General features: G+C 43.3%; 22 protein-coding genes, 1 rRNA gene and 1 pseudogene. 14 read left to right on the top strand and 10 right to left on the bottom strand.

Annotated elements, in window-relative coordinates; genetic code table 11:
* Nucleotides 1-196 precede the first annotated feature (196 nt).
* Together SALPA_RS00115 and SALPA_RS00110 are read right to left on the bottom strand one after the other, a co-directional pair.
* Nucleotides 197-973, bottom strand: a complete 777-nt coding sequence (locus tag SALPA_RS00115; protein ID WP_145088316.1) for a LytTR family DNA-binding domain-containing protein — start codon at nucleotides 971-973, stop codon at nucleotides 197-199.
* Complete coding sequence (locus tag SALPA_RS00110; protein ID WP_145088314.1) at nucleotides 960-2,660, bottom strand: sensor histidine kinase; 1,701 nt, start codon at nucleotides 2,658-2,660, stop codon at nucleotides 960-962. Before SALPA_RS00110 ends, SALPA_RS00115 begins: the two co-directional genes overlap by 14 nt.
* Nucleotides 2,661-2,809: 149 nt before the next feature.
* Here SALPA_RS00110 and SALPA_RS00105 point away from each other — a divergent pair, with 149 nt between their 5' ends.
* The 3 genes from SALPA_RS00105 (at nucleotide 2,810) to SALPA_RS00095 (ending at nucleotide 6,139) form a co-directional block, all read left to right on the top strand.
* On the top strand, nucleotides 2,810-4,129 hold the full coding sequence (locus SALPA_RS00105) for an SH3 domain-containing protein (RefSeq protein ID WP_145088312.1): 1,320 nt from the start codon (nucleotides 2,810-2,812) through the stop codon (nucleotides 4,127-4,129).
* Between the two features lie 80 nt (nucleotides 4,130-4,209).
* Nucleotides 4,210-5,757: a hypothetical protein gene (locus SALPA_RS00100; protein ID WP_145088310.1), complete on the top strand. Its 1,548-nt coding sequence runs from the start codon at nucleotides 4,210-4,212 to the stop codon at nucleotides 5,755-5,757.
* Nucleotides 5,758-5,776: 19 nt separating this feature from the next.
* Entirely contained in the window at nucleotides 5,777-6,139 is a 363-nt protein-coding gene (locus SALPA_RS00095; protein ID WP_145088308.1) for a zinc ribbon domain-containing protein, read from the top strand.
* A 184-nt stretch (nucleotides 6,140-6,323) separates the two neighbouring features.
* Here the strand turns inward: SALPA_RS00095 and nadE are convergent, their stop codons facing one another.
* Entirely contained in the window at nucleotides 6,324-8,216 is a 1,893-nt protein-coding gene (gene nadE, locus SALPA_RS00090; RefSeq protein ID WP_145088306.1) for an NAD(+) synthase, read from the bottom strand.
* A gap of 161 nt (nucleotides 8,217-8,377) precedes the next feature.
* Entirely contained in the window at nucleotides 8,378-9,451 is a 1,074-nt protein-coding gene (locus SALPA_RS00085; RefSeq protein WP_145088304.1) for an HD-GYP domain-containing protein, read from the bottom strand.
* A 196-nt stretch (nucleotides 9,452-9,647) separates the two neighbouring features.
* On the opposite strand from SALPA_RS00085, the gene SALPA_RS00080 reads away from it, so the two are divergent.
* From SALPA_RS00080 to pckA, 5 genes are all read left to right on the top strand, one after another.
* Nucleotides 9,648-9,905, top strand: a complete 258-nt coding sequence (locus SALPA_RS00080) for a hypothetical protein (RefSeq protein WP_094605181.1) — start codon at nucleotides 9,648-9,650, stop codon at nucleotides 9,903-9,905.
* A 294-nt stretch (nucleotides 9,906-10,199) separates the two neighbouring features.
* A complete protein-coding gene (gene ybaK, locus SALPA_RS00075; protein ID WP_145088302.1) occupies nucleotides 10,200-10,679 on the top strand; it encodes a Cys-tRNA(Pro) deacylase in 480 nt (159 codons plus the stop codon).
* A 33-nt stretch (nucleotides 10,680-10,712) separates the two neighbouring features.
* Nucleotides 10,713-11,387 carry a B3/4 domain-containing protein gene (locus tag SALPA_RS00070; protein WP_145088300.1) on the top strand — a complete coding sequence of 225 codons (675 nt, stop codon included), beginning with the start codon at nucleotides 10,713-10,715 and terminating at the stop codon, nucleotides 11,385-11,387.
* A 35-nt stretch (nucleotides 11,388-11,422) separates the two neighbouring features.
* Nucleotides 11,423-12,922, top strand: coding sequence for a threonine synthase (thrC, locus tag SALPA_RS00065; protein ID WP_145088298.1), 1,500 nt, complete (start codon nucleotides 11,423-11,425; stop codon nucleotides 12,920-12,922).
* A 29-nt stretch (nucleotides 12,923-12,951) separates the two neighbouring features.
* On the top strand, nucleotides 12,952-14,487 hold the full coding sequence (gene pckA / locus SALPA_RS00060) for a phosphoenolpyruvate carboxykinase (ATP) (RefSeq protein WP_145088296.1): 1,536 nt from the start codon (nucleotides 12,952-12,954) through the stop codon (nucleotides 14,485-14,487).
* A gap of 52 nt (nucleotides 14,488-14,539) precedes the next feature.
* On the opposite strand, the gene ligD (SALPA_RS00055) is transcribed toward pckA, so the two are convergent.
* The 6 genes and pseudogenes from ligD (SALPA_RS00055) to SALPA_RS00030 all read right to left on the bottom strand — a co-directional run bounded on the left by ligD (SALPA_RS00055) (nucleotide 14,540) and on the right by SALPA_RS00030 (nucleotide 20,564).
* A complete protein-coding gene (ligD, locus tag SALPA_RS00055; protein WP_145088294.1) occupies nucleotides 14,540-15,463 on the bottom strand; it encodes a non-homologous end-joining DNA ligase in 924 nt (307 codons plus the stop codon).
* The gene (locus tag SALPA_RS00050) at nucleotides 15,453-16,316 is read right to left on the bottom strand and encodes a Ku protein (protein ID WP_145088292.1); all 864 of its coding nucleotides are present in this window, start codon (nucleotides 16,314-16,316) and stop codon (nucleotides 15,453-15,455) included. The genes ligD (SALPA_RS00055) and SALPA_RS00050 overlap by 11 nt, the downstream gene beginning before the upstream one ends.
* Nucleotides 16,317-16,335: 19 nt before the next feature.
* Nucleotides 16,336-17,322, bottom strand: a complete 987-nt coding sequence (gene ligD, locus SALPA_RS00045) for a non-homologous end-joining DNA ligase (protein WP_145088290.1) — start codon at nucleotides 17,320-17,322, stop codon at nucleotides 16,336-16,338.
* Nucleotides 17,323-17,441: 119 nt separating this feature from the next.
* Nucleotides 17,442-17,738 (bottom strand): zinc-ribbon domain containing protein, encoded by a 297-nt coding sequence (locus SALPA_RS00040; protein WP_145088288.1) that lies wholly within the window; start codon nucleotides 17,736-17,738, stop codon nucleotides 17,442-17,444.
* Between the two features lie 128 nt (nucleotides 17,739-17,866).
* Nucleotides 17,867-19,315, bottom strand: a pseudogene (gene pepF, locus SALPA_RS00035) (oligoendopeptidase F).
* A gap of 466 nt (nucleotides 19,316-19,781) precedes the next feature.
* Nucleotides 19,782-20,564 (bottom strand): N-acetylmuramoyl-L-alanine amidase, encoded by a 783-nt coding sequence (locus SALPA_RS00030; RefSeq protein ID WP_145088286.1) that lies wholly within the window; start codon nucleotides 20,562-20,564, stop codon nucleotides 19,782-19,784.
* A gap of 183 nt (nucleotides 20,565-20,747) precedes the next feature.
* Between SALPA_RS00030 and SALPA_RS00025 the strand changes: the two genes are divergently transcribed.
* The 6 genes from SALPA_RS00025 to SALPA_RS00005 form a co-directional block, all read left to right on the top strand.
* Nucleotides 20,748-22,511 carry a B12-binding domain-containing radical SAM protein gene (locus tag SALPA_RS00025; RefSeq protein ID WP_186450826.1) on the top strand — a complete coding sequence of 588 codons (1,764 nt, stop codon included), beginning with the start codon at nucleotides 20,748-20,750 and terminating at the stop codon, nucleotides 22,509-22,511.
* On the top strand, nucleotides 22,495-23,448 hold the full coding sequence (locus SALPA_RS00020) for a TIGR01212 family radical SAM protein (RefSeq protein ID WP_145089722.1): 954 nt from the start codon (nucleotides 22,495-22,497) through the stop codon (nucleotides 23,446-23,448). Before SALPA_RS00025 ends, SALPA_RS00020 begins: the two co-directional genes overlap by 17 nt.
* An 88-nt stretch (nucleotides 23,449-23,536) precedes the next feature.
* Nucleotides 23,537-25,066 carry an ATP-binding protein gene (locus SALPA_RS00015; RefSeq protein ID WP_145088282.1) on the top strand — a complete coding sequence of 510 codons (1,530 nt, stop codon included), beginning with the start codon at nucleotides 23,537-23,539 and terminating at the stop codon, nucleotides 25,064-25,066.
* 241 nt (nucleotides 25,067-25,307) lie between these two features.
* Nucleotides 25,308-25,640 (top strand): hypothetical protein, encoded by a 333-nt coding sequence (locus tag SALPA_RS00010; RefSeq protein ID WP_145088280.1) that lies wholly within the window; start codon nucleotides 25,308-25,310, stop codon nucleotides 25,638-25,640.
* Nucleotides 25,641-26,127: 487 nt separating this feature from the next.
* Entirely contained in the window at nucleotides 26,128-26,283 is a 156-nt protein-coding gene (locus tag SALPA_RS28095; protein WP_169535135.1) for a hypothetical protein, read from the top strand.
* A gap of 625 nt (nucleotides 26,284-26,908) precedes the next feature.
* Nucleotides 26,909-26,984 (top strand): 16S ribosomal RNA (locus tag SALPA_RS00005); the annotation flags it as partial.

Raw genomic sequence — 26,984 nt, 5'->3', positions numbered from 1 at the left:
TTTCTAAATAGGGGCTTACAACCACATGGACAATAATCTTTACTAATATATCATGATATGTTAGTAAAGTCAAGATATATTTTTGGCTAATTTATTTTGGCCGATGAGTTAAGAATCCCGCCTCTATAGGCGGCGTTACTTTAGGTGGGGTAGAGCCCCCACCTAAAGATTCGATGTCCAGCTTTGCTGAACGAGTTCACTTAAGTCCCAGAATTTCCTTTAATTTCTTTATTTGGCCTTTGCCGACAGGTACCTCGATATAGCTGCTATTACCAGGTGTAGGCAATTTTAGCCAGTAAGTACCTTTGAACCAGGGGATGACTTCCTTAACTTTTTCCATATGGACAAGGTAGCTTCTGTGTACGCGTAAAATAGGCGTGTCCCGCAGACGTTCCTGTAGTTCTGTCAACGTGCCAGAGTAGCTGTATTCCCCGGCTATGGTTATAATTTTGACTAACCCTGTAAGGGTATGAATGTAGATAATATCATCATAATCAATTAACATGATTTTGCCATTTTTTTCAACAGCCAGTTTGTGTACTGGCTGTTGAACTGCGGAATTCAACGTTTGATCAAGGCGCGTGGTGGCTACTTGCCATTCTTCAGGATGATACTTTTCTAAACGCAGCACGGTAGAGGTTACTCGCTCACTTTCAAACGGCTTTAGCAGATAATCAACAGCGCCTATTTCAAATGCTTTAAGTGCATATTCATCATAGGCGGTGGCAAAAACAATAAGGGCTTGTGGCGCGGCTGTTCGCAGGGCTAGTGCGGTATCAAGGCCGCTCATGCCCCGCATTTGAATATCCAGGAATACAACATCAGGGTCGCACTGGGCTGCAAGGCCGACTGCTGCCGGGCCGTTGTCCGCCTCACCAATCACGGTGATAGCCGGCAGCTGGGACAGCAAAAATTTTAGTTCGTCGCGAGCCGGTAGTTCGTCATCAACAATAATGGCTTTAAGCACAATCATCCACCTCGTCAGTAAGGCATTTGGGAAAACGCAATGTAATTGTAGTCCCCTGGCCAGGTTGGCTGGTAAGTGTTAAGCCATAACTACTGCCATATTGCCCGTAGAGGCGCTCATGCACGTTGATTAAGCCAATACTTTCACCACTTGGATGCTCAAGTGGATTGTGGGCTGCTAAATCCATACCAACACCGTTGTCAATAATATTCATTTCGATATCGTCCCCGCAATCAATAGCTTTAATCGTAAGCGAGCCACCGGTAGGTTTGGGCTGCAAGCCGTGTTTTATGGCGTTTTCTACCAGCGGCTGGATGGTAAGTGATGGAATCAGGTAATGACCAAGCTCGGGCTCGATTGCTTCTATTACCACCAGCTTTTCACCATGGCGGGCTTGTTCAATAGCAAGATAAGCGCGGACTTGTGCCAGTTCCTCATTGATGGTAATATTTTGCCCGGTCTTATGCAGTGTATAGCGGAAGATCATACTTAATTTGATTAGCAACTCTCGCGCTAAATCAGGCTTGGTGCGAATAAGCGAAGTAATGGTATTAAGGGTATTAAATAAAAAGTGGGGATTAATCTGGGCGTGCAAGGCTTTCATTCTGGCTTTGTCAGCCCTTTTAGCCTGGTGGTCAATCTCAGTAAGTTCAAGCTGGGTAGAAAATAAGTGGGCCAGGCCGGTCGCGAAAACGATGTCTGCCTGACCGAGGTTGCTCTTATGGGTATAATATAGCTTTAAAGCACCAATCACTCTGTCGGCGCTTTTTAGTGGCACAACAATAGCACTTGCAAGCTGACAACCAGCGTGGGCGCAACCGATCTCGGACTTGTCCCGGGCAAGCTGCACTTGACCGGTGGCAAGCGCTTGGCGGGTGGCTGTTGTCAGACTGGTATTTACAGAAGGGGCATGATGAGAACTTTCCGCGCCTGTAAACGCTATTACTTTCTCGGTATCTGTAATAGCTATGGCATCATAACCGGCGGTAGCCAAAATGATATGGGCTGTTGCCTGCGCCGATTCTGCAGTAAGGCCGCGCCTTAAATAAGGTAATGTCTTGTTTGCAATATGAAGTGCCTTATGGGATTGTTCGGCACTGATTTTTTCTTGCGCCTCAGTGGCTGTTTTTATAATCAGCATAAATACCATCAAGCCCAGTGAGTTGGCAACAATCATGGGTAAAGCAATTTCGCTGACAAGTTCTACAGCAAGATAATAGGGACGTGCTGTTAATAAAATAATACCCATTTGCATGATTTCCCCAAAAACACCGGCAACAAGTGCGAGCCACCAGGGAATTGGCCGCCCTGGGTAGTGTTTGTGAATCATGCCGGCCAGCAGGCCTTCGCAAATATTGGCTAACGCGCAGGAAAAGGAAGTGAAGCCGCCTAAGAGGTAACGATGGCCGCCGGCAATGATGCCAGCTGATATTCCCATAAAACGTCCACCGATAAAGCCGGCCGCCATAACTCCGACAACCCGGGAATTGGCAATAGCATCATTGATGGGTATACCGGCATAGGTTCCAGAGATGCCGACAAGACCAAAAAAAATAGTAAGCAGCAGGGCATCCTGGCAAGTATTGCGGCGGTTAATCAGACGTCGAAATATGCTGGTTTGAGATAATACAAAAGCAAGCGTGGCGGCTACGCTTAGTCGTTGAATCATTTCTAATAGTAACTGTTCAGACATACTTATCCCCCTCATTTCTTCAGAATAGCATTTTTCACGGTAGCTGACAATCATTTCTGTCAATGCTTGCAGGATAGTGCGGGTAAATTGGTGAATTATGCTTAATGGAAATGAGTGGCTGATTAGCCGAATGAAGGAGGAAGTCAAGAATGAAAAGATTGATGTTGTTTGTTACCATGATTACCCTGGCAGCCATTGTATGGCCGGTAGCGGCGGCAGATGCATATAGGGTGATGCCTAATGTTGTCCCGGCGATGCTTAATGAAACCTATTGGATTAGTAAATTGCAAGAACCTAATCGAGTAATTTTGGAACAAAAGGAGATTGCTGCCTTTAATCAGGCGGTAATCGATAAGTCACCTGATACAGTTTTTGATTTGCGCCAGTACCCAAGTAAATTGTCAAAGGAAAAACTGGTAAGCCTGATCACTGTACCTAAGCAGCCAGAGGATAGGGAATATGTAAATGGTCAAACGGTTACAGCTGATTATTACAGCACACTTGCGGCTAAGTGTAATATAGATGCGATTGCACCCAGTACCCTTGTGCGGTTTGCGTTCACTGTGACTCGTGCTAATATCAGGAGTTATCCTTCAAATGACTTTGTGGCCGACAAGAGTGATGATCATGAATTTGACTTGTGGCAGGAAACGGCGATTGATCCGGCTGAACCTGTTGTTATATTGCATGAAAGCTTGAACAAAGATTGGTACTATGTCCAAACCTATAACTATCGGGGGTGGCTGCCAGCCAAGGCGTTAGCTATTGCTGTCAATCGGCAGGAGTGGCTGAAGTATCTTGATACAGCGGAATTTTTAACAGTGACAGCCCGTAAAATTACCATCGGGGATACTGTGTTTGCCATGGGAGCCAAACTGCCGCTGGCTGACAGCAAGGATTCTTTGCTGCGCGAAAAACAAGGTAAGACAGGAAACTATGCTGTTAAGCTGCCGGTACGTGGTCCTCAGGGAGAGTTAGTTTTCGAGCTGGCTGCAGTGCCGGTGGATAATCAGGTGGTTCGCGGGTATCTGCCCTATACCAGAGCTAATATTATCAGTCAGGTGTTTAAATTACAGGGTCAGCGTTATGGCTGGGGCGGAATGCATGATAGTTGGGACTGCTCTTCGCTGGTGCTTGATGTATACCGGAGTTTTGGCTTAAAACTGCCGCGCAATGCCGATGAACAGGAGCTGACCGCTGGCCGGACTATTGCATTTTCAGGAAGTGACCGAGTCGCGCAAATCAATAAGTTGGAGCCAGGGGATGCTATCTATATGCCAGGCCATGTTATGATGTATCTGGGTCAAGAACAGGATGGCCGCCAATATGCCATTCACTCGCTGGGTGGATATAGTACAGAAGCGGGCCGTATATCAGTTATGCGTGTGATTGTTAGTGATCTGTCAATTAAGACAAGGAGTGGGAAAACATTCCTAAATGCACTAACTAATGGAAAACAATTCCAATAAGTGGAATACTACTGGTTTAGAGGGGGTAAACGTGTTATAATAAGGTTCGTTAACGTGCTTAAAGGAGTTAAATAGTTACCATGACCAACATAAAAAATGTCTATGATGAAGTCCAGGTCTTTTTTGAAGAGCTTGAATGGAATTCAGCAATAAAGCGAGAATGGATTGAAGGTTTTTTGCGTCAGAAGGCTTGGCAGGGCGCCGATGACCAGGTATTGAGTGATAGGTGGCACAACCTGCAAATGTTTGTATCTTATTTGTCTTATTCAGGTGATATAACCCTTAATGAGCTGACAGCTGTCGAGTATAGTTTGGCTGTTGAATGGATGATTGTACAAACAGAAGAGTTTAAACCCAATATTAAGATGGTAAATCATTTATTTGATGTATTGCGAGAGTTTTATGATTATTTGGCCACCAAAAAAATACATCTTGATACTACGGAACTTGAACAGGCAGCGGCATTTATGACTGGAGGTAAGCAGCTTAAGTTTATTGAACCAGGGGACGAGGAAAGCCTGCTGCCCAAAGAAGCATCACTTACTACGATACCGAAAGATATCGGCAGCATAGTTGGTGAAGCGGTAGAACGGTTGATGCATAAGTTTAGTTCTTATTTCCAGCGAGAAAATTTCATTGATGATTTTGACCGGGCGCTTTCACTATACTTAGGACCGCTTGGGCAAATGCCGGACAATGAAAATGACGATGAATTCTGGCTGGGGTTTTGGGATTATTTTTTATTTGATTATCATTTACTGGCAAATGACCGCACGCCGATAACGCAGTTTGAATCGGATTGTAGTAAGCAGTTGAATGACGAGGAACAAAAGATACTGAAAGAGCTTATGGGAGCCAAGTTTACAGTATTTTACGTTGAGAGCGTAGTTAATCAGGAGTGGGTTGATTGTATTAATCTGCTGACTGACGAAAAAATTCGTTTGCCTAATCCAAATTATAATTATAAACTTGTAAAGAAATTGTTATTTTATGGACATGTCTTTCTGCAGCAAGAGGAACACGAATTGGTTATGATTAATTTCATTACCAGTGTTGAAATTAGTAGTAATTTGCGCCGACGGATCAAGGAAGAAATTAATCGCCAGAAAGCTATGTTAGAGTTGCAACAACCGGGTGTTACCTGGGGTGACTTTATTGAGCGGCATGCTAATGCTGTAAGACACACAATTGACCTTCTAGCTACCTGGGCCAGGGTTAATGTTACTTCTTACGCACAGATGGAACGCAACTTTCCGCAGCCGGTAACTGATGAAAAAAACGTTAATATGGCAGTAACAAAATCCATTGCAACTTATATGCCCCAATTTGGCTATTCGCTGCATGATACTGTTTTGGCACAGAAGATGTGGCAGGATTTTTCCCGGATTACTACCGTAAATGTCCGCAAACCAGCTGTATGGGCTGCTGCTGTCATTCAGGTCTACTCCAGGATTAATAATGGTGAGGCCGATATGCCGATAAACGTGTTAGTCGAAGAAATGAAGGTAGGTAAATCAAGTATTAGTACCAGCAGCAATAGACTTTTCGATGTATTAAAGCTGGAAAAATATGATCCCAGATATTTAAGTGAAGAAGGCATGATTTCCTTGCTGTATGATCTACAATAAGTGTCAGGAGGGGTAAACCATGCAATGTCCTTACTGTAATGAGTTAATACAAAACGGAGCAGATACCTGTCCGCATTGCGGCCATACATTGGGAGTTACTGTATTAAGCCGTCAGGAACGGGATGGTTTTAACGGTATTACTATTGAAGGCGATAATGTTCATGCCCGCCACGGGCAGGAGAGCAGTTATGAATCAGGCGCTGCGCCACGGGTTAAACGAATCAATCTTTCCTTTGGTTCTTACGGCTGGGCTGGAAATCTGATGGTAGCCGCTATTTTAGCCGTATTGTTATTCTTTTTTCTGCCTGTACTTCTGCTTATCCTATCGGTAATTAGTGCCGTGTTCATTGGCATCTGGCTATTACGGATGTTAATAAAATAGTAGTAAAAACACGACAAAGGCAAAGGGATTATCCCTTTGCCTTTGTCGTGTTTTTATAGAATAAGAAAGTATAGGTTTTGGGAGTCGCGGAGGCATTATAAAACAAGGGGTGTCAAGTCCAAAACCCGGCACAGGCGGCCCCGTGCTCCGTGCCCCGTGCTCCGTACCCCGTGCCCCGTACCCCTCACTGATCTCCGGATAGTAGGGTATGTTTTATTTTTAGGTATTTTTGAGTAAAATACACACTGTTTTGCGCTTCGCGGTGATCAAAACCGTAGACCCGGCGACTGACAGCCAATACTGGCGGGGCTTGAATGCGTTTGGCTATTGCCATACCGGTATAGAGACGCCACCAGCGTTCCAGGTCTTCAATAAATTCACGCGGGCTGGGAAATAATCGCTTAACAAGACCAGCCTGGCAGCCTAGTTTTTGTTCTAGCACAGCAGGGCCTTGGCTATACCAAACTAAAATATCTTCCGGCGTAGCGCGGTTCCAATATTCCATAAAAGAGCGGAATAAATAGTCATGATAGGGATAGATAATGGGATCCCCTTTGCCTTGGTCAACCGATTGCTCAAAAGAAAGCTCTGCACTTGGCACTAAATCAATGATTGCCTGGGGAATCACTTCCCGCTCATAGACATGGGTATTTAAATAGTCAGCCAATTGATAGACCTGATGTTTCCATAGGTCAGCCAATGCGGCTAAGAATCCGGCCTGATCGCCATAGAGGGTAGAGTAGCCGACTGAAAGCTCAGTTTTGTTGGCATTGCAGGTGAAACCGCCGCCAAAAGCAGCCGCGATGCCTGCCAATAATCGGGCAGAACGATCCCTGGCCTGAATGTTTTCCAGGACAAAGGAAGATACCAGAAAGTTAAATTGCCGACCATCGGCCAGATTGGTGACTGGTGTACCACTGATTTGGGAGGCAGTATATTCGACTGATTCTTCAATAGGCATTACTGTGTATAGGCAGCCAAGATTTTTTGCCAGTTGGGCGGCTAAATCCCTGGTGGTTTTGGAGTTGAATTTACTAGGCATATTGACCAGCAGGATGTTTTCCGGGTTTAAAATACGGGCAAATAGTGAGGCATTTACTGCTGAATCTATGCCGCCTGATAGGCCGATGACAACTTTGGTCATACCAATTGACTGTAAGAATTTTCTGATCCCATAATTGACAGCCTGATATAAGCTGTCAATGGTAAAATCATTAGGTACGCTGATTGATGGCAGGTCTTGATCATTTGCGTTAATAGCAAGGTCAAGGTAATCCAGAGTTTCTGTAAAAGGCTGACAGTAGGCGATAATTTCCCCCATGCGGTTATATACTGTACTGAAACCGTCAAAGGTGTATATTGTTTTACCATTGTTTTGGAGGCCAACAGTGTTTACATAGATAAGTGGTATGCCAATTTCCCGGGCTTGCCTGGAAAATACCCGGTTACGTTTATTGTTTTTACCCAGAGTAAATGGGGAACTAGAGAGATTAATTATCAAATCAAGGGGACCATTAGCCTGAAGGGCGGCAATAGGATCAACATTGTAATCATCATTCCAGCCGTCCTCACAAATAATACAGCCCAGACTATATTCTTTATTTCTGATAGTAACTTTCGCAGGTATCAGCAGGGTTTCAATATCCTGCTTGCATTCAAGGGCCAGTTTGCGCAGACTAAAAAAGTGCCTGGTGTCATCAAATTCACGGTAATTGGGGTGCAGCGTCTTGATGCGGGTGGCGAGAAGTTGGCCATGGTGAGCCACAAAGCAGGCATTATGTTTGCGTACCCGGCCATCATCGCCGTGTTTGTCCCATTGCACAGCAACATTACCGAAAATGATGCAAATAGTTTGGGACGCAGCAATTATCTGACGGCCAAAATCTTCACAATCCTGCAGAAAAGACATTTGTTCCCAGGTATCACCTAATAAATAACCCGGGATGGCCATTTCGGGAAAAATAATCATGTCAGCATGCTGGTTACAGGCATCCTGAATCATGATCAGCATTTTATCGGTATTTAAATCTGGTCTACCAGGAATAACCTCCATCTGGCCTAAAGCAATTTTGAGCAAAAACTATTCACCTCTATCGTACATATGACATATAGTATTTTTTCGCTGCCTGACTGCACTTGTCCTTCTAACAGTTACTACTTCGACTATATTATTTGTAACTATGTTAAACAGATAGATTAATAATTATTAGAATAAACCGCCTAAGGGGGGCGGTTGGTCTAACGCACTATATAATGAATAGTAAGTTCATTCTGTTCGGATAGATCAAGGACTATCCCATTATCTAATTGAACCATTGAGCGTGCAGGCTGATATTTGTTGATATAGACCACGCGGCCCTGGCGTCCGTCTGTGAGTATTACCCGGTTGCCTGACAAAAAATTCGTCATATTATCAATAAAGGTTATGCAAATTTTGGGGTCTAGCCGATAAGCCTCATCGCGCAGTTTCTGCAGGCTAAGATAGGGACTTAGCTTTAACTGTGGATTCTCGCAGTTGATTGTCATTCCTTCATCATATAAATCCGCCACAGCCACAATCTTGGCATAGGGATGGATGTAGTAGTCAGTAATACCGCCAGGGTAACCGCTGCCATCCCGCCGTTCATGATGCTGGAAAACAGCTGCAGTAATGCTTTGCGAGATATTAGGAATTTTACTTACCAGATCATACCCATGGGCAACATGCTGCATATATTGTTCATACAAGTCTGGCGGAAGCCGGTTAGGCCTATTTAACAGCTCTACCGGCAAGCGTGATTTGCCAACATCGTGCAATAATCCGGCCAAAGAGATGGCATTAACGGAATCCGGCGGATAGTTGAGCCAAGTGGCAATAAGAGCAGAGATGGCACTAACATTGACGCTATGGTATATAGTATAGTCATCACAAGGAGGTAAATTGTATAAGCGGTCAATTACGTTGCCAGCTTCGGCGACGCCGGCAGCAAGTTCATCAGCAGTGACAGTAAAGGCGTCTAAAGGAATATTCTGGGTCGTTCTGATATCGTCAAAAGCCTGTTGGACAACGGAAACCGATTGATTATATGTATTAAGAAATTTTTGCAGCTTTGGATCAAGAAGGGGGTTAAGGGTGGTTACCTCAGTATAGACGAAAACACTGGGTATTTGCCAATTGCTTAATTTTTGAATCGTGCTTTGAGTAAGAATACTGTTTTTACTAACTAACACTTTCCCATCAGTGGAGCAGACATCACGGGATAACTGCATTCCAGGGACAAGATACTCAAAGGGCTGATGGATTATTTTACGGTTTTCGGCTGTTTCGTTCATAAATCCTCACAGTATAAGAATTAGCATACTATATAATAGGAGTGCAATAGTGTTATTCAATAAAATATGGCAAAATCCTTTAACTATAGGGAGGAGCTATGTTGGAAAATTTCTGATTATAGCAAATTATAAGAAGGATTTATTATAATTTATGACAAAATGTATATAAATAATATAATAGGAGGTGTTGTTTACAATGGCTGATTGCTCGATAATTATGGCTATTATTCAAGACAATCGTGTGGAAACAGCGGTAAAGGTTCAGGATGTACTTACAAATTATGGCTGCCATATTCGGGTGCGGTTAGGGCTTCATGATGCGGCTGTAAGTTCCTGTACCAACAGTGGCATTATTTTACTACAGTTATGTGGTGAGGAGGTGCCAGTAAAACAGCTAGAACAAGAACTGCAGCAAATACCTAATGTAAAAGTAAAATATATGAACCTTGATTAGCGGATACGGGCGCGGCTTACCGCGCTCGTTCTCTTTATCTGATGATCAAGGTGTTCTACAAACGGAGTCTTAGAACACCTTGATCATCGGATAAGTTCGTCTAAATTTCAGTTGGGTAACCCGCCAACCAAAGCAAATCTCACTTCATTGACAAATAGAGGAATCAATACTATACTGTGAAAAAAATGCAAAAGCAATAAACTAATATTGAAAGAAATTAATTATATATAGAATGCTTGTGAATAGTATAGTATGATTATAGAGTTAGATAATTAGAGGAGAACGTATGGTGCTATGAAAACAAATGCTGCCCGAATATTGGATGGTCTTCATTTTGCCTATGAATTGTGTGAATATGAGGTTGACGAAACTGATTTGAGTGCAAAAAATGTGGCCGAAAAAGTGGGGATGCCAGATGAACAGATTTTTAAAACTTTGGTATTGAGAGGCGATAAAACCGGTATTATTATGGCCTGTATTCCTGGAGCTGCCGAGCTTGATCTTAAATTTTTGGCAGTCGCCAGCGGCAATAAGAAAGTAGAAATGGTATCGCTAAAAGAGGTTCAGCCGCTCACTGGGTATATTCGCGGCGGCGTTTCACCGCTGGGACCTAAAAAGCGTTATCCGGTTTTTTTAGATAAAAGTGCAGCAAAGTGGCAAGTAATTGCTGTTAGTGCTGGTATGCGAGGCTGTCAGATTATCCTTTCACCTGAACACTTAGTGCAGGCTGTAAATGCTCAGGTTTGTTCGATTACTCGCGGTAGTAAAAATTAATAGCTAACTATCCAGGAGGAGTTTGTTTTTATTATGAAAATTACGATTCAAGAAAGTATTAGTCAGGTCGTACCTAATTGCTGCTTGGGATATTTGACTATTAATGATGTTGCTGTCAAGGGTACGCCGCCAGCCTTAAGCCAGGAATTTGATCGGCTGCAAATAGCAGTCGGTCAGGCATATAATATGGATGGACTGCCAAAGCTTCCCCGGATTTTGGCTGTCCGTAATATGTACAAAAAGCTGCACTTTGATCCATCACGTTATCGACCCGCATCAGAAGCGTTGGTGAGGCGTGTATTGCAGAAAAAAAATTTGTACTATGTTAATAGCGCGGTAGATGTCAATAACTATTGCTCCATCAAATTTTTATTGCCATTTGGTCTCTATGATTTAGAGCAGATTGTAGGCGATTGTAGTTACATGCTGGCAACAGAAGGGCATTATACCAGCATAGCCGGCAAAAATGTTTCCACTGATGATAAACCATTTTTAACAGACAGCCTTGGCGTATTTGGTAATCCTACCGCAGATTCACGGCGGACGGCAGTTACTTTGGCAACGCGTAAACTGTTAGCTGTTGTTTACGCTGATGAAAGTGTCAGTACCGCAGAATTGAATAATGTACTTGATTTTGCAGCTGACATGTTTGTTTGTTATAATGGCGGGACTGTGACAGGGAAGCATATTGTTAATGCTAAAGAATAATTATAACTATTGCTTTTATTGGGAGGAGACTTTGTATGTATCTTAGCACACGCGGCCAGGTTGATCGTTTGACGGCGGCTCAGGCCATTGCACAAGGGATAGCCCCTGATGGCGGCTTGTTTGTACCGGAAGCTATTCCGCTTGTAGATGAGACGTTTATAGTAAGATTACAATCGCTTAGCTATCAAGAGCGGGCAGCTGCCATATTGCAGTTATTTTTGACTGATTATACAGAGGACGAATTAAAAAGCTGTGTAGCTGGCGCTTACGGCGGCGGTAAGTTTAGCAGCCCGGCAGTGGCACCTGTTGTTGAGGTTAGCGACAGGACGTTTGCATTAGAATTATGGCATGGCCCGACCAGCGCGTTTAAAGATATGGCACTTCAATTATTACCCAGACTGCTGTCTGGTGCGCTCAAGAAAATTGGCGAGCAGGCCCAAATTGTTATTCTTGTTGCTACCTCCGGGGATACGGGTAAAGCCGCTCTGGAAGGGTTTAAGGATGTGGAACAAACCCAGGTCATGGTTTTTTACCCGGAAGAGGGCGTAAGTCAGATTCAACGCCTGCAGATGGTTACGCAGGAAGGGGAGAATCTCAAAGTATTTGCTGTGAAAGGCAACTTTGATGATGCCCAGACAGGTGTAAAACGTATTTTTAGCGACAACGCTTTTAACGCCGAACTTGCCAATGACGGGTTTAAGTTGTCATCAGCTAATTCTATTAACTGGGGCCGGTTAGTGCCGCAAATCGTGTATTATTTCAGCGCTTATGCCGATTTGGTGAAAAATCAGCAGATAACGCAAGGCGATAAAGTGAATTTTGTTGTTCCTACAGGAAATTTTGGTAATATTTTGGCAGGCTATTATGCTAAGCTGATGGGATTGCCCATCAACAAACTGATTTGTGCCTCAAATAGTAATAATGTATTGACTGATTTCCTTACAACCGGTGTATATAGTCGTAATCGGCAATTCTATAAAACGTACTCACCTTCGATGGATATTTTGATTTCAAGTAATTTGGAACGGCTGCTGTACCAAGTTACCAATCAGGATTCCAAGCAAGTCAGCCAGTGGATGGAAGAACTCAATGTCACCGGGGAATATCGCATTGGTGATGAGTACTTAGCAGCTATCAAAGAGGTGTTTCCGGCAGGTTGGGTCGATGATGTTCAAACAGCAACTACCATTGGCCGGGTACATAAAGAGTTTGGCTATGCGCTTGATCCGCATACGGCAGTGGCTTGGCAGGTTGCCGAAAACTATCGCCGGCAGACCGGCGATACTACGTTAAATATTATTGTGTCTACTGCTAGTCCGTTTAAATTTAATCAAACTGTGCTAAATGCATTAGTCGGAGCTGAGCGCGTTAGTGATAAGTCTGAGTTTGCTGTTTTAAAGCAACTATCCGAAATTATTGATAGACCGGTGCCGTCAGCACTTGCTGAGCTTGAGCACAAGGCTGTTCGTCATACGAGAGTATGCGGTAAACAGGATATGCCGATGGTGGTAAAAACAGCATTGAATATAAGATAATTTAATATAGTATAGGGGGAGGCGAGGTCATGAGTGGGAATGTATATTGTGATTTAAGTCCCGCGCAGTTGGTAGAAGCCGCCATTCGGAGGAACGAGGGGCAACTGACCACTAGTGGAGCGTTGCAGGTTACTACTGGTAAATACACAGGCCGCTCACCTAATGACAAGTTTATTGTTAACTCGCCAGACGTGCATGACAAGATTGCGTGGGGTGAAACTAAGCCACTTGCAATGGATAATTTTACTCAGCTGTATAGCAAGATGCAGGCATATATTCAAAACCATGATATTTTTATTTTTAACGGTTTTGCGGGCGCTGATCCTGAAAATCGTATTCGTGTTCAATTTATCAATGAATTTGCATGGCAGAATCTATTTGTGCATCAATTGTTTATTTGCCCGGAAATAATACAATCAGAAGCGGACTTCGATTATAAAGTGATTTGTCTTCCAGGTTTCAAGGCTGATCCTGCTGTTGATGGTACTGCCTCTGAAGCCTTTATCGTTCTCAATTTTGCCAAGCGATTGGTACTTATTGGCGGTACTCATTATGCCGGTGAAATGAAAAAATCAATCTTTACCGTTATGAACTATATTTTGCCGGAACAAAATATTTTATCAATGCACTGCTCAGCCAATGTTGGCGCTAGCGGGGATACAGCTTTATTCTTCGGACTAAGCGGCACAGGAAAAACCACCTTATCGGCTGATCCGGCCCGTCAATTGATTGGCGATGATGAGCATGGCTGGAATGATAAGGGTATTTTCAATATTGAGGGTGGCTGTTATGCCAAGTGTATTGGTCTTACCTATGAGACTGAACCGCAGATTTGGGAAGCCATCCGGTTTGGTGCTGTATTAGAAAATGTGGTTATTGATTCGGCAACCCGTCTACCTGATTTCGCTGACGGCTCAATCACGGAAAACACTAGAGTTGCCTATCCTGTGGATTATATCCCGAATGCCTTGATTCCCGGTATGGCGGGGCATCCGCAAACCATTGTATTTTTGACGGCCGATGCCTTTGGGGTGTTGCCGCCTATTGCAAAACTCAATACTGAACAGGCCATGTATCATTTCTTATCAGGTTACACCAGTAAGCTTGCTGGTACCGAACGCGGTATTACCGAACCCCAGGCTACTTTTTCTACTTGTTTTGGCGCACCTTTTTTGCCGTTGTCAGCCCACAAATATGCGGAGCTTTTGGGAGAAAAACTTAAGCATCATCAAACCAATGTATTCTTAATTAATACAGGTTGGTCAGGTGGTCCTTATGGTGTTGGCAGCCGTATGAAGCTATCCTATACCAGAGCTATGGTGACAGCGGCCATTGAAGGGCAGTTGGCAGAGGTATCTTACCAACTGGATCCGATTTTCAATGTTTATGTTCCAGAAAGCTGCCCAGGTGTACCGGCTGAAATACTCATGCCGCATAATACTTGGAATGATAAAGCCGCCTACGAACGAAAAGCTCAGGAACTTGCCCGGTTGTTTATTAAAAACTTCAGCAGCTTTGCCCCAAACGTTTCCGAAAAAATTATTACTGCCGGGCCTAAAGGTTAATTAAAAGACCGCCGTTTACCACACAGGGACGGCGGCCTTTTTCTCTAATGGTTCACCGGATAACTGGCAGCTTTTGTTTGAGAGTAAGCACTGGGGCAAATAAATCACCTAGTTTGTCAGTTCGATCTAATACCTGGGAGGCTTCAAAGCTTAGCAAATTAGGATTTTTTTGTTTGTGGGCGTCGAGGACTTCTTCCCAGGTTACGGGGGTAGAAATAGTGGGGCGCTGTTTGGCACGGAGTGAATAGACACAAACAGTTGTTTTGTGTTCGTCATTTTGGCTCCAATCAATAAAGACTTTGCCTGTACGCAGTACTTTCTTCATATTGGCAACAATCAGGTTAGGGTATCTTTCCTGAAAACGGGTGGCAAGTATGCGGGCAAAGTTTTTGGTCAGGTCATAGCTTGCTGGTGTATTGAGAGGTATATATATTTGTAGACCTTTGGAGCCTGAGGTTTTGGGGAAACTCTGCAGCCCATGTTTATCAAAATAATCTTTTAACAGCAGGCCAACTTGGGCGCAGTCCACAATAGTAGCCGGCAGACCTGGGTCGAGATCAAAGACTAATAAGGAAGGTTGGTTTACTTTGGGGGCTACTGACAGGGCGGTATGCAGTTCAAGTGCTGCCAGGTTGGCCGCCCATACTAAGGTTGGTAAATCAGTGGCGTTACAAAAGTTGATCGTGCGATTATTACTTCTGCTCCAGATGGGAATGGTCTTGATCCAATCAGGTCGCGGGGCTGGACATTCTTTTTGGTAGAAGAACTTGCCTTGTGCACCGTTGGGGTAACGTTTCATAGTCAGTGGCCTGTTGGCAAGGTGGGGAAGGATGAGCGGCGCAATACGGATATAGTAGTCGAGCATTTCTCCTTTAGTAAAGCCTGTAGCAGAATAAAATACTTTAGCAAGGTTGCTGACTTTCAGTTTACGTCCCGCTACTTCAAGGGTTGTTTTGAGCTTGCTGTCACTGGGCACTGGCTTTTTTCCTCTTTGCGGTTACCGGGACTTTTTCAGCGATACCTTGCTTTTTAGCTTTGCTGCTGTCGTTTTTGCCGTTTATGGCCGAGATGCTGGCTTCAAGAGCTGCCATCAAGTCAATGACTTTGCCGCCTTCCTTGACTTCTGGCTGGCTAATGACGGTTTGCCCTTCCGCCTTTTTCTCGAGCATATCCATAACCTGCTGATAATACTGGTCATGGTATTTGCCGGGTTCAAAGCCAGTAGCGAGGGATTCGATCAACTGTTCGGCCATGGCCAGTTCTTTCTTGTTAGGTTCTGCCACTTCTGCTGGCAGTTCTTCTAATTCCGCTGCGGCAATAACTTCGTCAGCAAAGTGCATAGTTGAAAGCGCCAGCGCTTTTCCCGTAGGACGAATGGCGGTAAGATATTCTTTATTGCGCATAACTACCCTGGCGATAGCGATTTTCCCGGTATTTTGCATAGCCGCCAGCAATAAGAAATAGGCTTTACCTGCTCCTTTGTCCGGAGTGAGATAATAGCAGCTGTTGTAGTATAGCGGGTCAATCTGCTCCAGTTTAACAAAATCTTCAATAGCAATTGTGCGGGCATTTTGGGGTTGAATGGCCTCAAGTTCTTCGCTGGTGACAATTACATACTGCTCAGGCGAGATTTCATAGCCTTTAACAATGTTGCCAGCAGGTACTTCTGCGCCGTCAGACGGGCAGACTTTTTTTAGGCGAATGCGGCAGCCATCTGATTTGCGCAGTTGATTAAAGTGGATGGATTTCTTCTTGACAGCGTTGTATAGTTTGACCGGAATGTTGACAAGACCAAAACTGATTGAGCCGCTCCACATCGGGCGGGGCATAGGCATTACCTCCTAATGCTTAGTCTTCACGGATAACTTGTCGTGGATCTTTGTCATCTCTTAATCCTTTAAAGGATGGATGCCGAAGGGTATGATTAGGGGTCCATTCAGTAAATTCGAATTCACCAACCAACAGTGGCTCGACAAATCGTGCATCTTTAGTGGTTGGTTGGTGAAAAAAGGGATTAGTTTCTCTATGTAGCGGTGCCAGCAATTTGGTGAGTACTGTAAGTGTGGCCTTGGTAAAACCGGTACCAACTTTACCTGCATATAACAAGTGCTGCGGTATGCCGCAGGCTTTAGCTGACTGAGGTGTACGATCATAATAGCCGAGCAGGAGTGCGCCGATTTGTCCTTGGCGTGCACCCTGACCGGGTATCCAGCCGCCAATGACCAATTCTTGGCGGCGTTGATTTTTGATTTTGATCCAGGCTCCGGTACGTTTACCCGCTTGGTAAGGGCTGTCTAAGCGTTTGGCAATAATGCCTTCTAAGCCTAGCTTACGGCTGGCTGCCAGAATAGCTTCTCCATCGCCTGTTTTGTAAGCTGGGGTTTGCCAGTAAGGGCCGCTCAGAGTTAGGTTTTCTAATATAGCTCGCCGCTGAGTATACGATTTTTCCAACAGTGGGGCATGATCGAGAGACAAGATGTCAAAGATTATATAGTTTACCGGAATCGTTTTTAGCATTTCCGCAATAACCATCGCCTTTTTTAACCCCAGCCGGTGTTGTAACAGTGAAAAAGAGGGGCGTCCGTCAGTATCAAAGGCCACAATTTCTCCATCAAGAATTAATTCAGTATGAGCATTGGCTACTACCGTCGCCAATGCTGCAAGTTCCGGGTATTGAGGGGTAATATCCTTAAGGTTGCGGCTCATAAGCGTAAAACTGTTTTTTTCCAGGTAAAAGAGAACTCTGATACCATCCCATTTAATTTCAAAGCTATATTCAGTTTGGGTGGCAGGCAGCGGACCAGCTTTGGCTAGCATTGGTTTGATGATTGCCATAGTATAGTTGCCTCGTTGAACAAATAGTTTATTAGTAGTAGTTTTTGCAGAGCAGGCAAATATATTACAACAAAAAACAGGCCAGAATTAATCTGGCCTGTTTTGTAAGCAGTACTAAATTATCTATTGGCTTGGAAGCAATCGCGGCAATACACAGGTTTTCCGGCAGTTGGACGGAAAGGAACCTGGGTTGAAACGCCACAAGCACTGCAAGTAGCATCAAACATTTCGCGTTGGGGACGAGCATTGGCACCTATGCGGCCACCATTTTGACGTTTTCTGGCTGCACGGCAATCCGGGCAACGGGAAGGATCATTTTGGAAGCCTTTCTCTGCATAAAAAGCTTGTTCAGATGCAGTGAAAGTAAAAGTTGCGCCGCATTCTTTGCAGGAAAGCTCTTTGTCTTGAAATTCCATGTTTTAACCAACCTCCGTAATATGTGTTTGACACAAACAATTGCTAGTCGGTTGGTCAAGACACGAAGCTGCTAGCCATCGAGAGCAATTATATGTCATATTCAATATAACCCGCCTATATGCAATTGTCAAGACTTGGATAATAATAATTCCAACTCGTCAAGCATGGTTGAAAACTTAGCAAGGGTGAGCTCAACAGGTTGTGATGTGGACATATCGACACCTGCATTTTTGAGTATTGTAAGGGGATAATCGGCGCCGCCGCTTTTCAAAAACCCGATATAGCGTTGCTGGGCACTGGCGCCCTCCTGTAACATTTTTTCGGCCAAGGTAGTGGCTGCTGCATAACCGGTAACATATTGGTACACGTAAAAGTCCATGTAGAAATGAGGGATTCTGGCCCATTCAACATCGATTTCAGCGTCAACCACCATTTCGGGGCCATAGTATTTGGCATTAAGTGTATGCCAAATTTCATCAAGTAAGTCAGCGGTGAGAGTTTCCCCTTCCTCGGACTTGTCATAGATATCTTTTTCAAACTCGGCAAACATGGTTTGCGGTTAGACTGTGGCTCGCACCATTTCGAGGTATTGGTTAATTAAGTATAGTTTCTTCTGCCTGTCGGTTGTTGTTTTTAAAAGAAAGTCGTTCAGTAGGATTTCATTGGTAGTGGAAGCTACTTCGGCGGTAAAGATGGTATATTGGGAGGTGGCATATGGTTGAGTGGCCTGACTGTAATAACTATGGATGGCGTGACCCATCTCATGCGCCAGGGTGCTGACATCTTCCAGGCGATCATTATAGTTTAAAAGTACGAATGGATGAACACCATACACGCCCCAGCTATAGGCACCTGTTTGCTTGCCTTTGTTTTCGTAGACATCAATCCAGCCGGAGGTCAGACCTTTATTCAAGAGTGTTGTATATTCAGGGCCAAGTGGTGCCAAACCGTCCCGGACTAATTGCAGGCTTTCGGGGTAGGTTATGTTGAATTTTACTTCTTGTGCTAACGGGGTATATAGGTCATACATATGGATAGTATCCAGCTTTAGTACCTTTTTCTTAAGGGCAATATAGCGGTGTAGCGGCGCTAAATTATTATTGACAGTAGTAAGCAGATTGGTATAGACGCTTAGCGGGATGTTGCCGTCAGATAAAGCGGATTCGATGGTTGAAGCATATTTGCGGGTGCGGGCATAAAATATATTTTTCTTTACATTGCCTGTTAAGGTGGCAGCAAAGCTGTTACGTAAAGTATTGTAAGAGGCAAATAAGCCTGTGAAAGCATTTTTACGAACCTGGCGATCAGCTGACATAATTAAGGATCGGTAACGCCCTTCACTCAACGTGATGACGTTACCATCTTCGTCAGTGATGTCAGGAAAGGTCATATCAGCATGGGCCAACATGTTAAAGATGTTTTCTGCTGCCTGAGTAGCTTCGGTTGACCGGGATAAGATCTCTTCTTCATTTGGTGATAAAACATGTTGTTTTTGACGAGTGAGGTTGTCAAAGTAAAAGCTGTAGTCGGCCAGTGCCTGTTCCAGGCGGAAAGCGGCTAACACAGTATCAGGCATAGCAAGGATTTCTGGTTCAATAAAAGAGAGGGCTGTGCCTAATTCGGCAAGCAGTCCTTCGATTTTACCGACAAGAGCCTGGTATTTTGCATTGGCGGTATTTTCATCCCGGTGAAGGCGGGCATAGGCGAATAATTTGTCAGCCACAATGCTAAGCTCGTCTCGCAGCGTTAGACAGGCTGCAAGGCGGGAGGCTGACTGGGATAACGTTTCTTTGTATTCAACTATTTTAGGTAGATCTTTTTTGATTTTGGTGAAATCAGTTTGCCACAACTCTTCGCTGGCATAAATATCTTCTACTTGCCATTTATACTCAGCCTGTATTTGATCACGGGTGGGTAAAGCTGTAGATGCTTCTGACATAAAACCACTTCCTTTTGTGAGAATATATAGTATATATTAGCATAGTATGGTGATATTTTCTGGTATATATGAAATCCAATAAAGTTTTTTTCTAAGCGTGGTGTTATACTTTGAAGTATTTTAATATACCGGTACAAATGCTTTCGGCCGCATTATCCCGGCCATCTACGCTGGATAATAGCATTTCTTCTACTATATTGGAAATGAAGGCGACTTCGATTAGTATTGATGGCATATCGGTGTAACGTAACACATAAAAACTCGCAAAGCGGGCGCCCCTGTTTTTAGTAGCTAAACGTTCTACCAGGCTTTGTTGTATGAGACTAGCAAGTCTTGAGGAGTCTTTGTTGCCATAGTGGAAGGTTGTAGTGCCTGCTGCCGTATTACTGGTAAAGGCATCGTTATGGATACTAATAAATAAATCTGCCTCTGCTTGGTTGGCGACCTCAACGCGGGCGCTAAGTTCTTCTTGGTCGGTTGCCTCTGCAGAAGCAACCTCGGTATCAGAGTCTCTGGTCATGACAACAGTAGCCCCGCTTTTTTCAAGCTTTTCCTTAAGCAGCAAGGCAATAGCTAAGGTATTATCTTTTTCCATAGTGCCAGTTGGACCAAGCGCCCCTGTATCACTGCCGCCATGACCGGGGTCCAGGCAAATAACTTTACCGGCAAGGCGGGCATTTTCATCCTCAGTCCGTTCATCTGTATCATTGTCACATGGCAGCGGCGGTATCGAGGGATCTTTAGAGTTTATCATAACTAATTCCCGTTGCGCATCATAGCGGATTCCGAATTGTAAAGCTTTTGCTATATTGCGGAGCGTTATTAATAAATCACGGTTGACGCGGGCGCTGCCAGGCAGATAACGCCCATCAATCATAATCCGCATTGTTTTCACCATCCTCACACTAGTATAGGTGGGCTTTAAGGTAATGGTTAGCTGTTTATCTTATTTTAGTTTATGCAGAGCAGGTTTTAATGGTGAATCGCTGTCTGGACACGCTAAGGGTATTTGACAAGCTAGTCCGAAACTACTATACTTGCAGGGAGATTATGGATGGGGAGAATGCTTGTGAAAGTTGTACTGTCAACATTAAATGCTAAATATATTCATTCATCCCTGGCGCTACGCTATTTAGCGTCTTTTTGTAAAGCCCAGGGACGTACTGTAGCTATTCGTGAATATACAGTGAACAATGGTTTGCTTGAGATATTGAGTGACCTGTATAACTGTCAGGCTACTGTGATTGGTCTAGCCTGTTATATTTGGAATATAGAAGCAACTCTGCAGCTTGCTGCACTTATAAAAAAAGTGCAGCCTAAGGCAATCGTTGTCCTGGGCGGTCCGGAGGTATCGTATCAGCCTGAAGACATATTGAAAGAGCATGCGGCAGTTGACTATATTGTGTTAGGGGAAGGCGAGCAAAGTTTGGCGGTCTTGCTGACAATGCTGGCTGCCGGGCAGACTATGACGAATATTCCGGGGGTGGCATATCGGAACCAGGGAGAACTAGTTATGAGTCAGCCCCAGCAGGTAGCCCGGCTTGATGACATTCCTTTTCCTTATACCCATGAGGATATGGGAGCCCTTAAAGATAAAATATTGTATTATGAAAGCTCGCGAGGCTGTCCCTTTGCTTGCCAGTACTGCCTGTCAAGTGCTACTGCCGGTGTGCGGTTTCTAAGTCTGGAGAGAGTAATGCACGATCTGCAATTTTTCATTGAGCATGATGTAAAGCAGGTTAAATTTGTCGATCGTACTTTCAATGCCCGCAAAGAACATTACTTTCCTATATTAAAGTTTTTAGCGGAGCAAACTTGCCGGACCAATTTTCATTTTGAAATTGCCGCTGATATTTGGGATCAGGAAGTAGTAGACTTTTTGCGGCAGGTACCACCAGGGCGGTTTCAGTTTGAGATAGGTATTCAATCCACCAATGAGCAAACATTAACTGCCAGCAAACGGCACAACAATTGGCCACAAATCGTGAACTATGTCAGTCAAGTCAGGGATTACGGCAATATTCATTTGCATCTGGATTTAATTGTTGGCTTGCCTTATGAAAATGGTACGCTATTTGCCAAGTCATTTGATGATGTTTATCGCCTCCAGCCTGATATGCTGCAGATCGGCTTCCTCAAACTGCTTAAAGGTTCAGGCATAAGGATGAGTGCTGCCAGCCATGGTTATGTATTCATGGAGACTGCGCCTTATGAAGTATTGGCAAACAACTATATGGACTATGCTACAATCAGGCACCTCAAGATTTTGGAAGAGGTGTTTGAGCAGGTGTATAATAGCGGACGCTTTCCATATAGCGTGCCCTGGCTTATTGCACTTGCTGGTGGTGGTGCATTTGCTTTCTATAGCAAATTGGCCGATTATTGGGAGCAGCGTGGTTATCAGCTTGTTGCCCACAGCACCAAGAACTTGTATAACTATATGGCTGAATTTGGCACTGCCTTTTATCCGCAGGTTATGCATGAACATCAGGAACTTCTGAAGTTTGACGCCCTTATGAGCGAACATGGAGCCGTACGTCCTGAATTTTTACCTTGGAACCAAGTTAATCAAGCCGCCAATGACAAATGGGCCGAGAATAAGACGGCCTTTTGGCGGGATTGTGACCGTGTTCGCAGGTATTTGCCTAACTTTACATTTACTACCTGGCGCGAGATTAAGAAGACTTATCATATAGAAGTGTTTAATGCGGATATTCCGGCGTATTTGCAAGGGGCTGCAGGTTTGGAAAAACGCGAGGTGGCCGTACTTTTCTCGTATCAGAATACAAAACCGTCTTATCAGGTGATTAATTATGATGATTTCTGGAACTAGATATAATACATATTCTGCCTACCTGCACCAAAGGTATGGCGAAAAAGTGTACAAACTTCCTGTGAGTCTACCAGTGACCTGTCCCAATCGCGATGGGCAATGCGGACAGCAGGGGTGTGTGTTTTGCGGCGAAATTGGCGCCGGTTACGAAAATCTGCCGGCATCACTAACTGTCAGTGATCAATTGATCGCCAACAAAGCTCATATTGCTCCTAAGTATAAAGCAAAAAAATTCATACCTTATTTTCAAAACTTTAGCAATACTTATTTACCGGTAGAAGAGCTAAAACGGCATGTTCTGGAAGCTTGTCAGGAAGACATTGTTGCTATTGCAATAGCAACAAGGCCTGATTGTATTAATGACAGTTATTTGGAGATGCTGGCAACTATCAGGGAAGAACGCGGCGTTGATATTAGTATTGAACTGGGGTTACAGACTGTTAACTATCACAGCTTGATTAAGATAAACCGTGGTCATACCCTTGCTGAGTTTATTGATGCTGCACTGCGCATTAAACGTTGGTCGATGGATGTTTGCGCACATCTTATCCTCAATCTCCCCTGGGACAACATGACAGATACAATAGAAAGTGCAAAAATTGTTTCGGCATTAGGTGTTGAACAGGTCAAGCTGCATGCTTTGTATATTGTAAAAAATACGGTGATGGCAAAATGGTATCAGCAGGGTGAAATTACTCTGATTAGTAAAGAAGAATATGTTGAAAGAGTGGTTTCGTTCCTGGAATATCTTCATCCAAATATTGTTATTCAACGTCTTATTGGCCGTGCACCGGAGACAAATACGCTGTTTACAAATTGGCAGACTGGCTGGTGGAAGATCCGGGAGGCAATTGAAGAACAATTACGGTTACAGGACACTTGGCAGGGCAAGTACTGCAACTATCTAAATGGTTCAGCAGTAAGAAAGTTCGTATAATGCAATTTTATAATAGATGGTAGTTTTTGAAGGGATTTCCATAAAGGAGGTCGAATAAATAATAAATTTCTCATTAAAGAGGTAAATAATGTCAAATTTTGAAATCCTGAATTCTCCAGAATTTAAAATATTCGTCAATAAGACTTTCGCGGGAGACGAATCTAGTTATCGCTTCTTTGATATGATGCCTATTGGACTTTCAATTACTACAGATATCTCCTGCAAAGAGATTAGGCATAATCCCAAGGCAGCCAGTTTTCTGCGAATTGATAATTGGAGTATTCTTTCGCATTCGGCATTAAATGTCACATATTTAAAATTATTGCGTGATGGGCGGGAACTATTGCCGGAAGAAATGCCTATTCAACGCGCAACATGGCTTGGAGAAGAGATTAAGAGCGAAGAGCTGGAATTTGTATGGAATGATGGAGTTCGCAAATTTGGCTTATGGAGTGCCCGTCCCATACGCGACGAAAATGGAGTTATTGTTGGTGCTTTAGCTGTATGCGAAGATATTACCGCGCGTAGATTATTGGAAGAAGAAAAACTAAAAGCGACCCAAAATCGTTACCTAAAATACCTTGAAAATATGCTAGAATGTTTTGCAGTTTTTCTGGTCGAGTGTGATGAAAAAGGCCAGATCGTTGAATTTCGCTCTGAGTATATTAATGAATCAGGCTGCCGGGATCGTAATATTACTAAGGAAGAGCATATTGGAAGGAGCATGCACGAACTGTATCCGAATTCTGTAGAATCCGGCTTGTTTAAGATGTGTTGTTGTGTAGTCGAAACAGGAGAGCCTATAGAATTAGACTCATTTTATATTTCTAATGTAAAAGAACCGAATACTATCGAAGTATATGAAGGCAGGATAATCAAGCTGGATAATGAAAGAATTACCCTTTCTGGGCGTAACATTACAGAAAAAAAGATACTGGAAAATGAAATTGGGCGTCTTGATAGACTTAACATTGTTGGCGAGATGGCTGCCAGTATTGGACATGAAATTCGCAACCCGCTTACAACAGTACGCGGTTATTTGCAAATGTTTGGAATGAAGGAAAAATACGCTGAACACAAGGAACAGTTTAATACAATGATTGAGGAACTAGACAGAGCCAATTTAATTATCACCGAGTTTTTATCGCTTGCCAAAAACAAGGTTGTTGATTTTCAACGCGCTAATCTGAACGAAATCATAAACACATTATTACCGCTATTACAAGCTGAAGCACTTCACCGGGGAAATGAACTTAGAATCGAACTAGGTGATATTCCTGAGTTAGAGTTGGACAAGAAGGAAATGCGACAGCTTTTAATGAATTTGGTGCGAAATGCAGAAGAAGCACTGTTATCTAATGGTACAATAGTTATCAAAACAGGGTTAGATGAAGGAAACGTATTTTTGTCAGTTCAAGATTCGGGGCACGGAATTTCAAAAGATATTTTAGATAAGTTAGGAACTCCCTTTTTAACAACTAAGGATAATGGGACCGGCCTCGGCTTACCAGTCTGCTATAGAATTGCAGAACGGCACAAAGCTAAAATAAAAGTAAAAACAGGTGTAAATGGAACAACCTTTTTTGTGAAGTTTAATAATCCAGCAACAAGAGAGTGAACTCGTTTCAGCATAGCTGAAACATTGGGGATTCAGGTGGAGAGTCTACTCCACCTGAATTAACGCCGCCTGTAGAGGCGGGAGTCTTGACTCGCGGATAAGATAAACGATGTTACAGGTAGTAAATATGCGGAGCCCACTCTCACATGTTGAGGGTGGGCTTTTATTTACATATCACCTTTGCAATAACATCTGAATAATATATAATGTAAAACCAAAATTTTGAAAAGGAGTGAAAATCTTGAGCAACAAAACCGATAACGGTGATATTATTTTAGGAGCTGCCACTGTTTTAGTAAATGTTGGCGAAACACCATTAGCTTTAATTGGAACAATAGAAAGAATTATAGCGCTTGAACATTTAGAAAGAAAAGATGATACAAACACAGTAATTATTCCAGGAAAGGTTCATGTAGATGCTAATGTCCGCGAAAGAGAACAATTTCTTATTATGGATGTTTCGAACGCTATACTTCCAGAGGATTTCCCATTAACTATTGCACAACTTACAGCGGGAGATGTAGCAATTAGGTTAGAATCCATTATCCTGATTCTTCCAGTAAAAGTTGTGTGATGTGTAAAGCACGATAAAGATTCATTGCGTTAGTGAACTCGTTTTAGCAAAGCTGAAACATTGGGGATTCAGGTGGAGAGTTTATTCCACCTGAATTAACGTCGCCTGTAGAGGCGGGAGTCTTGACTCACGAAATAAGATAAAAAAACTGGAACGGCGGGATTTATACGGTTTATGCAGCGTTATTTTTGTGCAAAGATCGCCGTATATGTATAATTTAGCCCCTGGCGTGTGCTGGGGGCATTATACTATCCCAGCAGGAATGGCTTATTTGCGGTAGCTGTTATAATGGTTTTGTAATACATGGGTAGTTTTAAGAAGAATGCCAAAAGGCGAGTCCAGTAATAATGAGTAGTGAAGGGTAGGATGGAAAGTAGGAAAAATAAACTTACTCTTCTGTGATTAGTTAAAACTATTTACAAATATAGCTAGAGTTGGTAGTATAGGTATTGCAGTTTAAAAATTAAGGGAGAGTGTAGTATTATAAATGAAAAAGCTTCAATTATTAGAGCAGATCGATAAACTTTCATCTTTGCTTCATAGTGACGACTTGCAGGAATTTAATTTCACCGCAGGGACAATCAGTGAAATGCGCATGAAACTGGATATGTTGTCAGAAGAATATATAGAATGCTATTGCTAAACATCGTTTATACGATGTTTTTCTTTTTCAGTGGGAAAGGTTAACTTTTCCCGGGATAGAACGACTAAGGCTTCTGTCGGCGTTATCTTATGAGAAATATACTCATCATGATACTATAAGTGAGTCATTTTTTTTTATAGGTAATGGGGCAACAAAAAGACAAAATGGAATATTGACACTCAGTAATGTGCGTGTTAATATATAAAAAGTCGATTGCGCCAAGCAACGACAAAAACTACAAAAAATGTATATTGACATGTCAAATATGATGTGATAATATATAAAAGCTGTTGCCACACATGGGGATGCTACAGTACGGTCCCGGACAAAGCGTACCGTCCATGGTACGTCCGTGACACTAGCACATCCATATGCGTCGTTCCCTGAAAACTGAACAATGTAAGTAATGCATCAAAAAAGCCAGATGTGCGGTTGTATGTCGATTGCGACATACTAAACCAAAAACAATTTCTTAATTAGATTTATAGAGCCAACAAATGGCTTCATATAATGTAGTCACTCTGTGACTTTGAACTTGTGCCTGGTGCGTCTATTAATGTAGTTTGTCTACTTTAATTAAGACAATCAATGGTATTTAAGTTTGTAAGCTCATAGACGGCAAACTTTATTGGAGAGTTTGATCCTGGCTCAGGACGAACGCTGGCGGCGTGCCTAACACATGCAAGTCGAACGGGGAGTTA

The sequence above is a fragment of the Sporomusa sp. KB1 genome, from assembly GCF_007830295.1.
Classification (GTDB): domain Bacteria; phylum Bacillota; class Negativicutes; order Sporomusales; family Sporomusaceae; genus Sporomusa.
The sequence above is the reverse complement of the archived record's forward strand: the minus strand, read 5'-3'. Positions and strand labels throughout refer to the sequence as shown.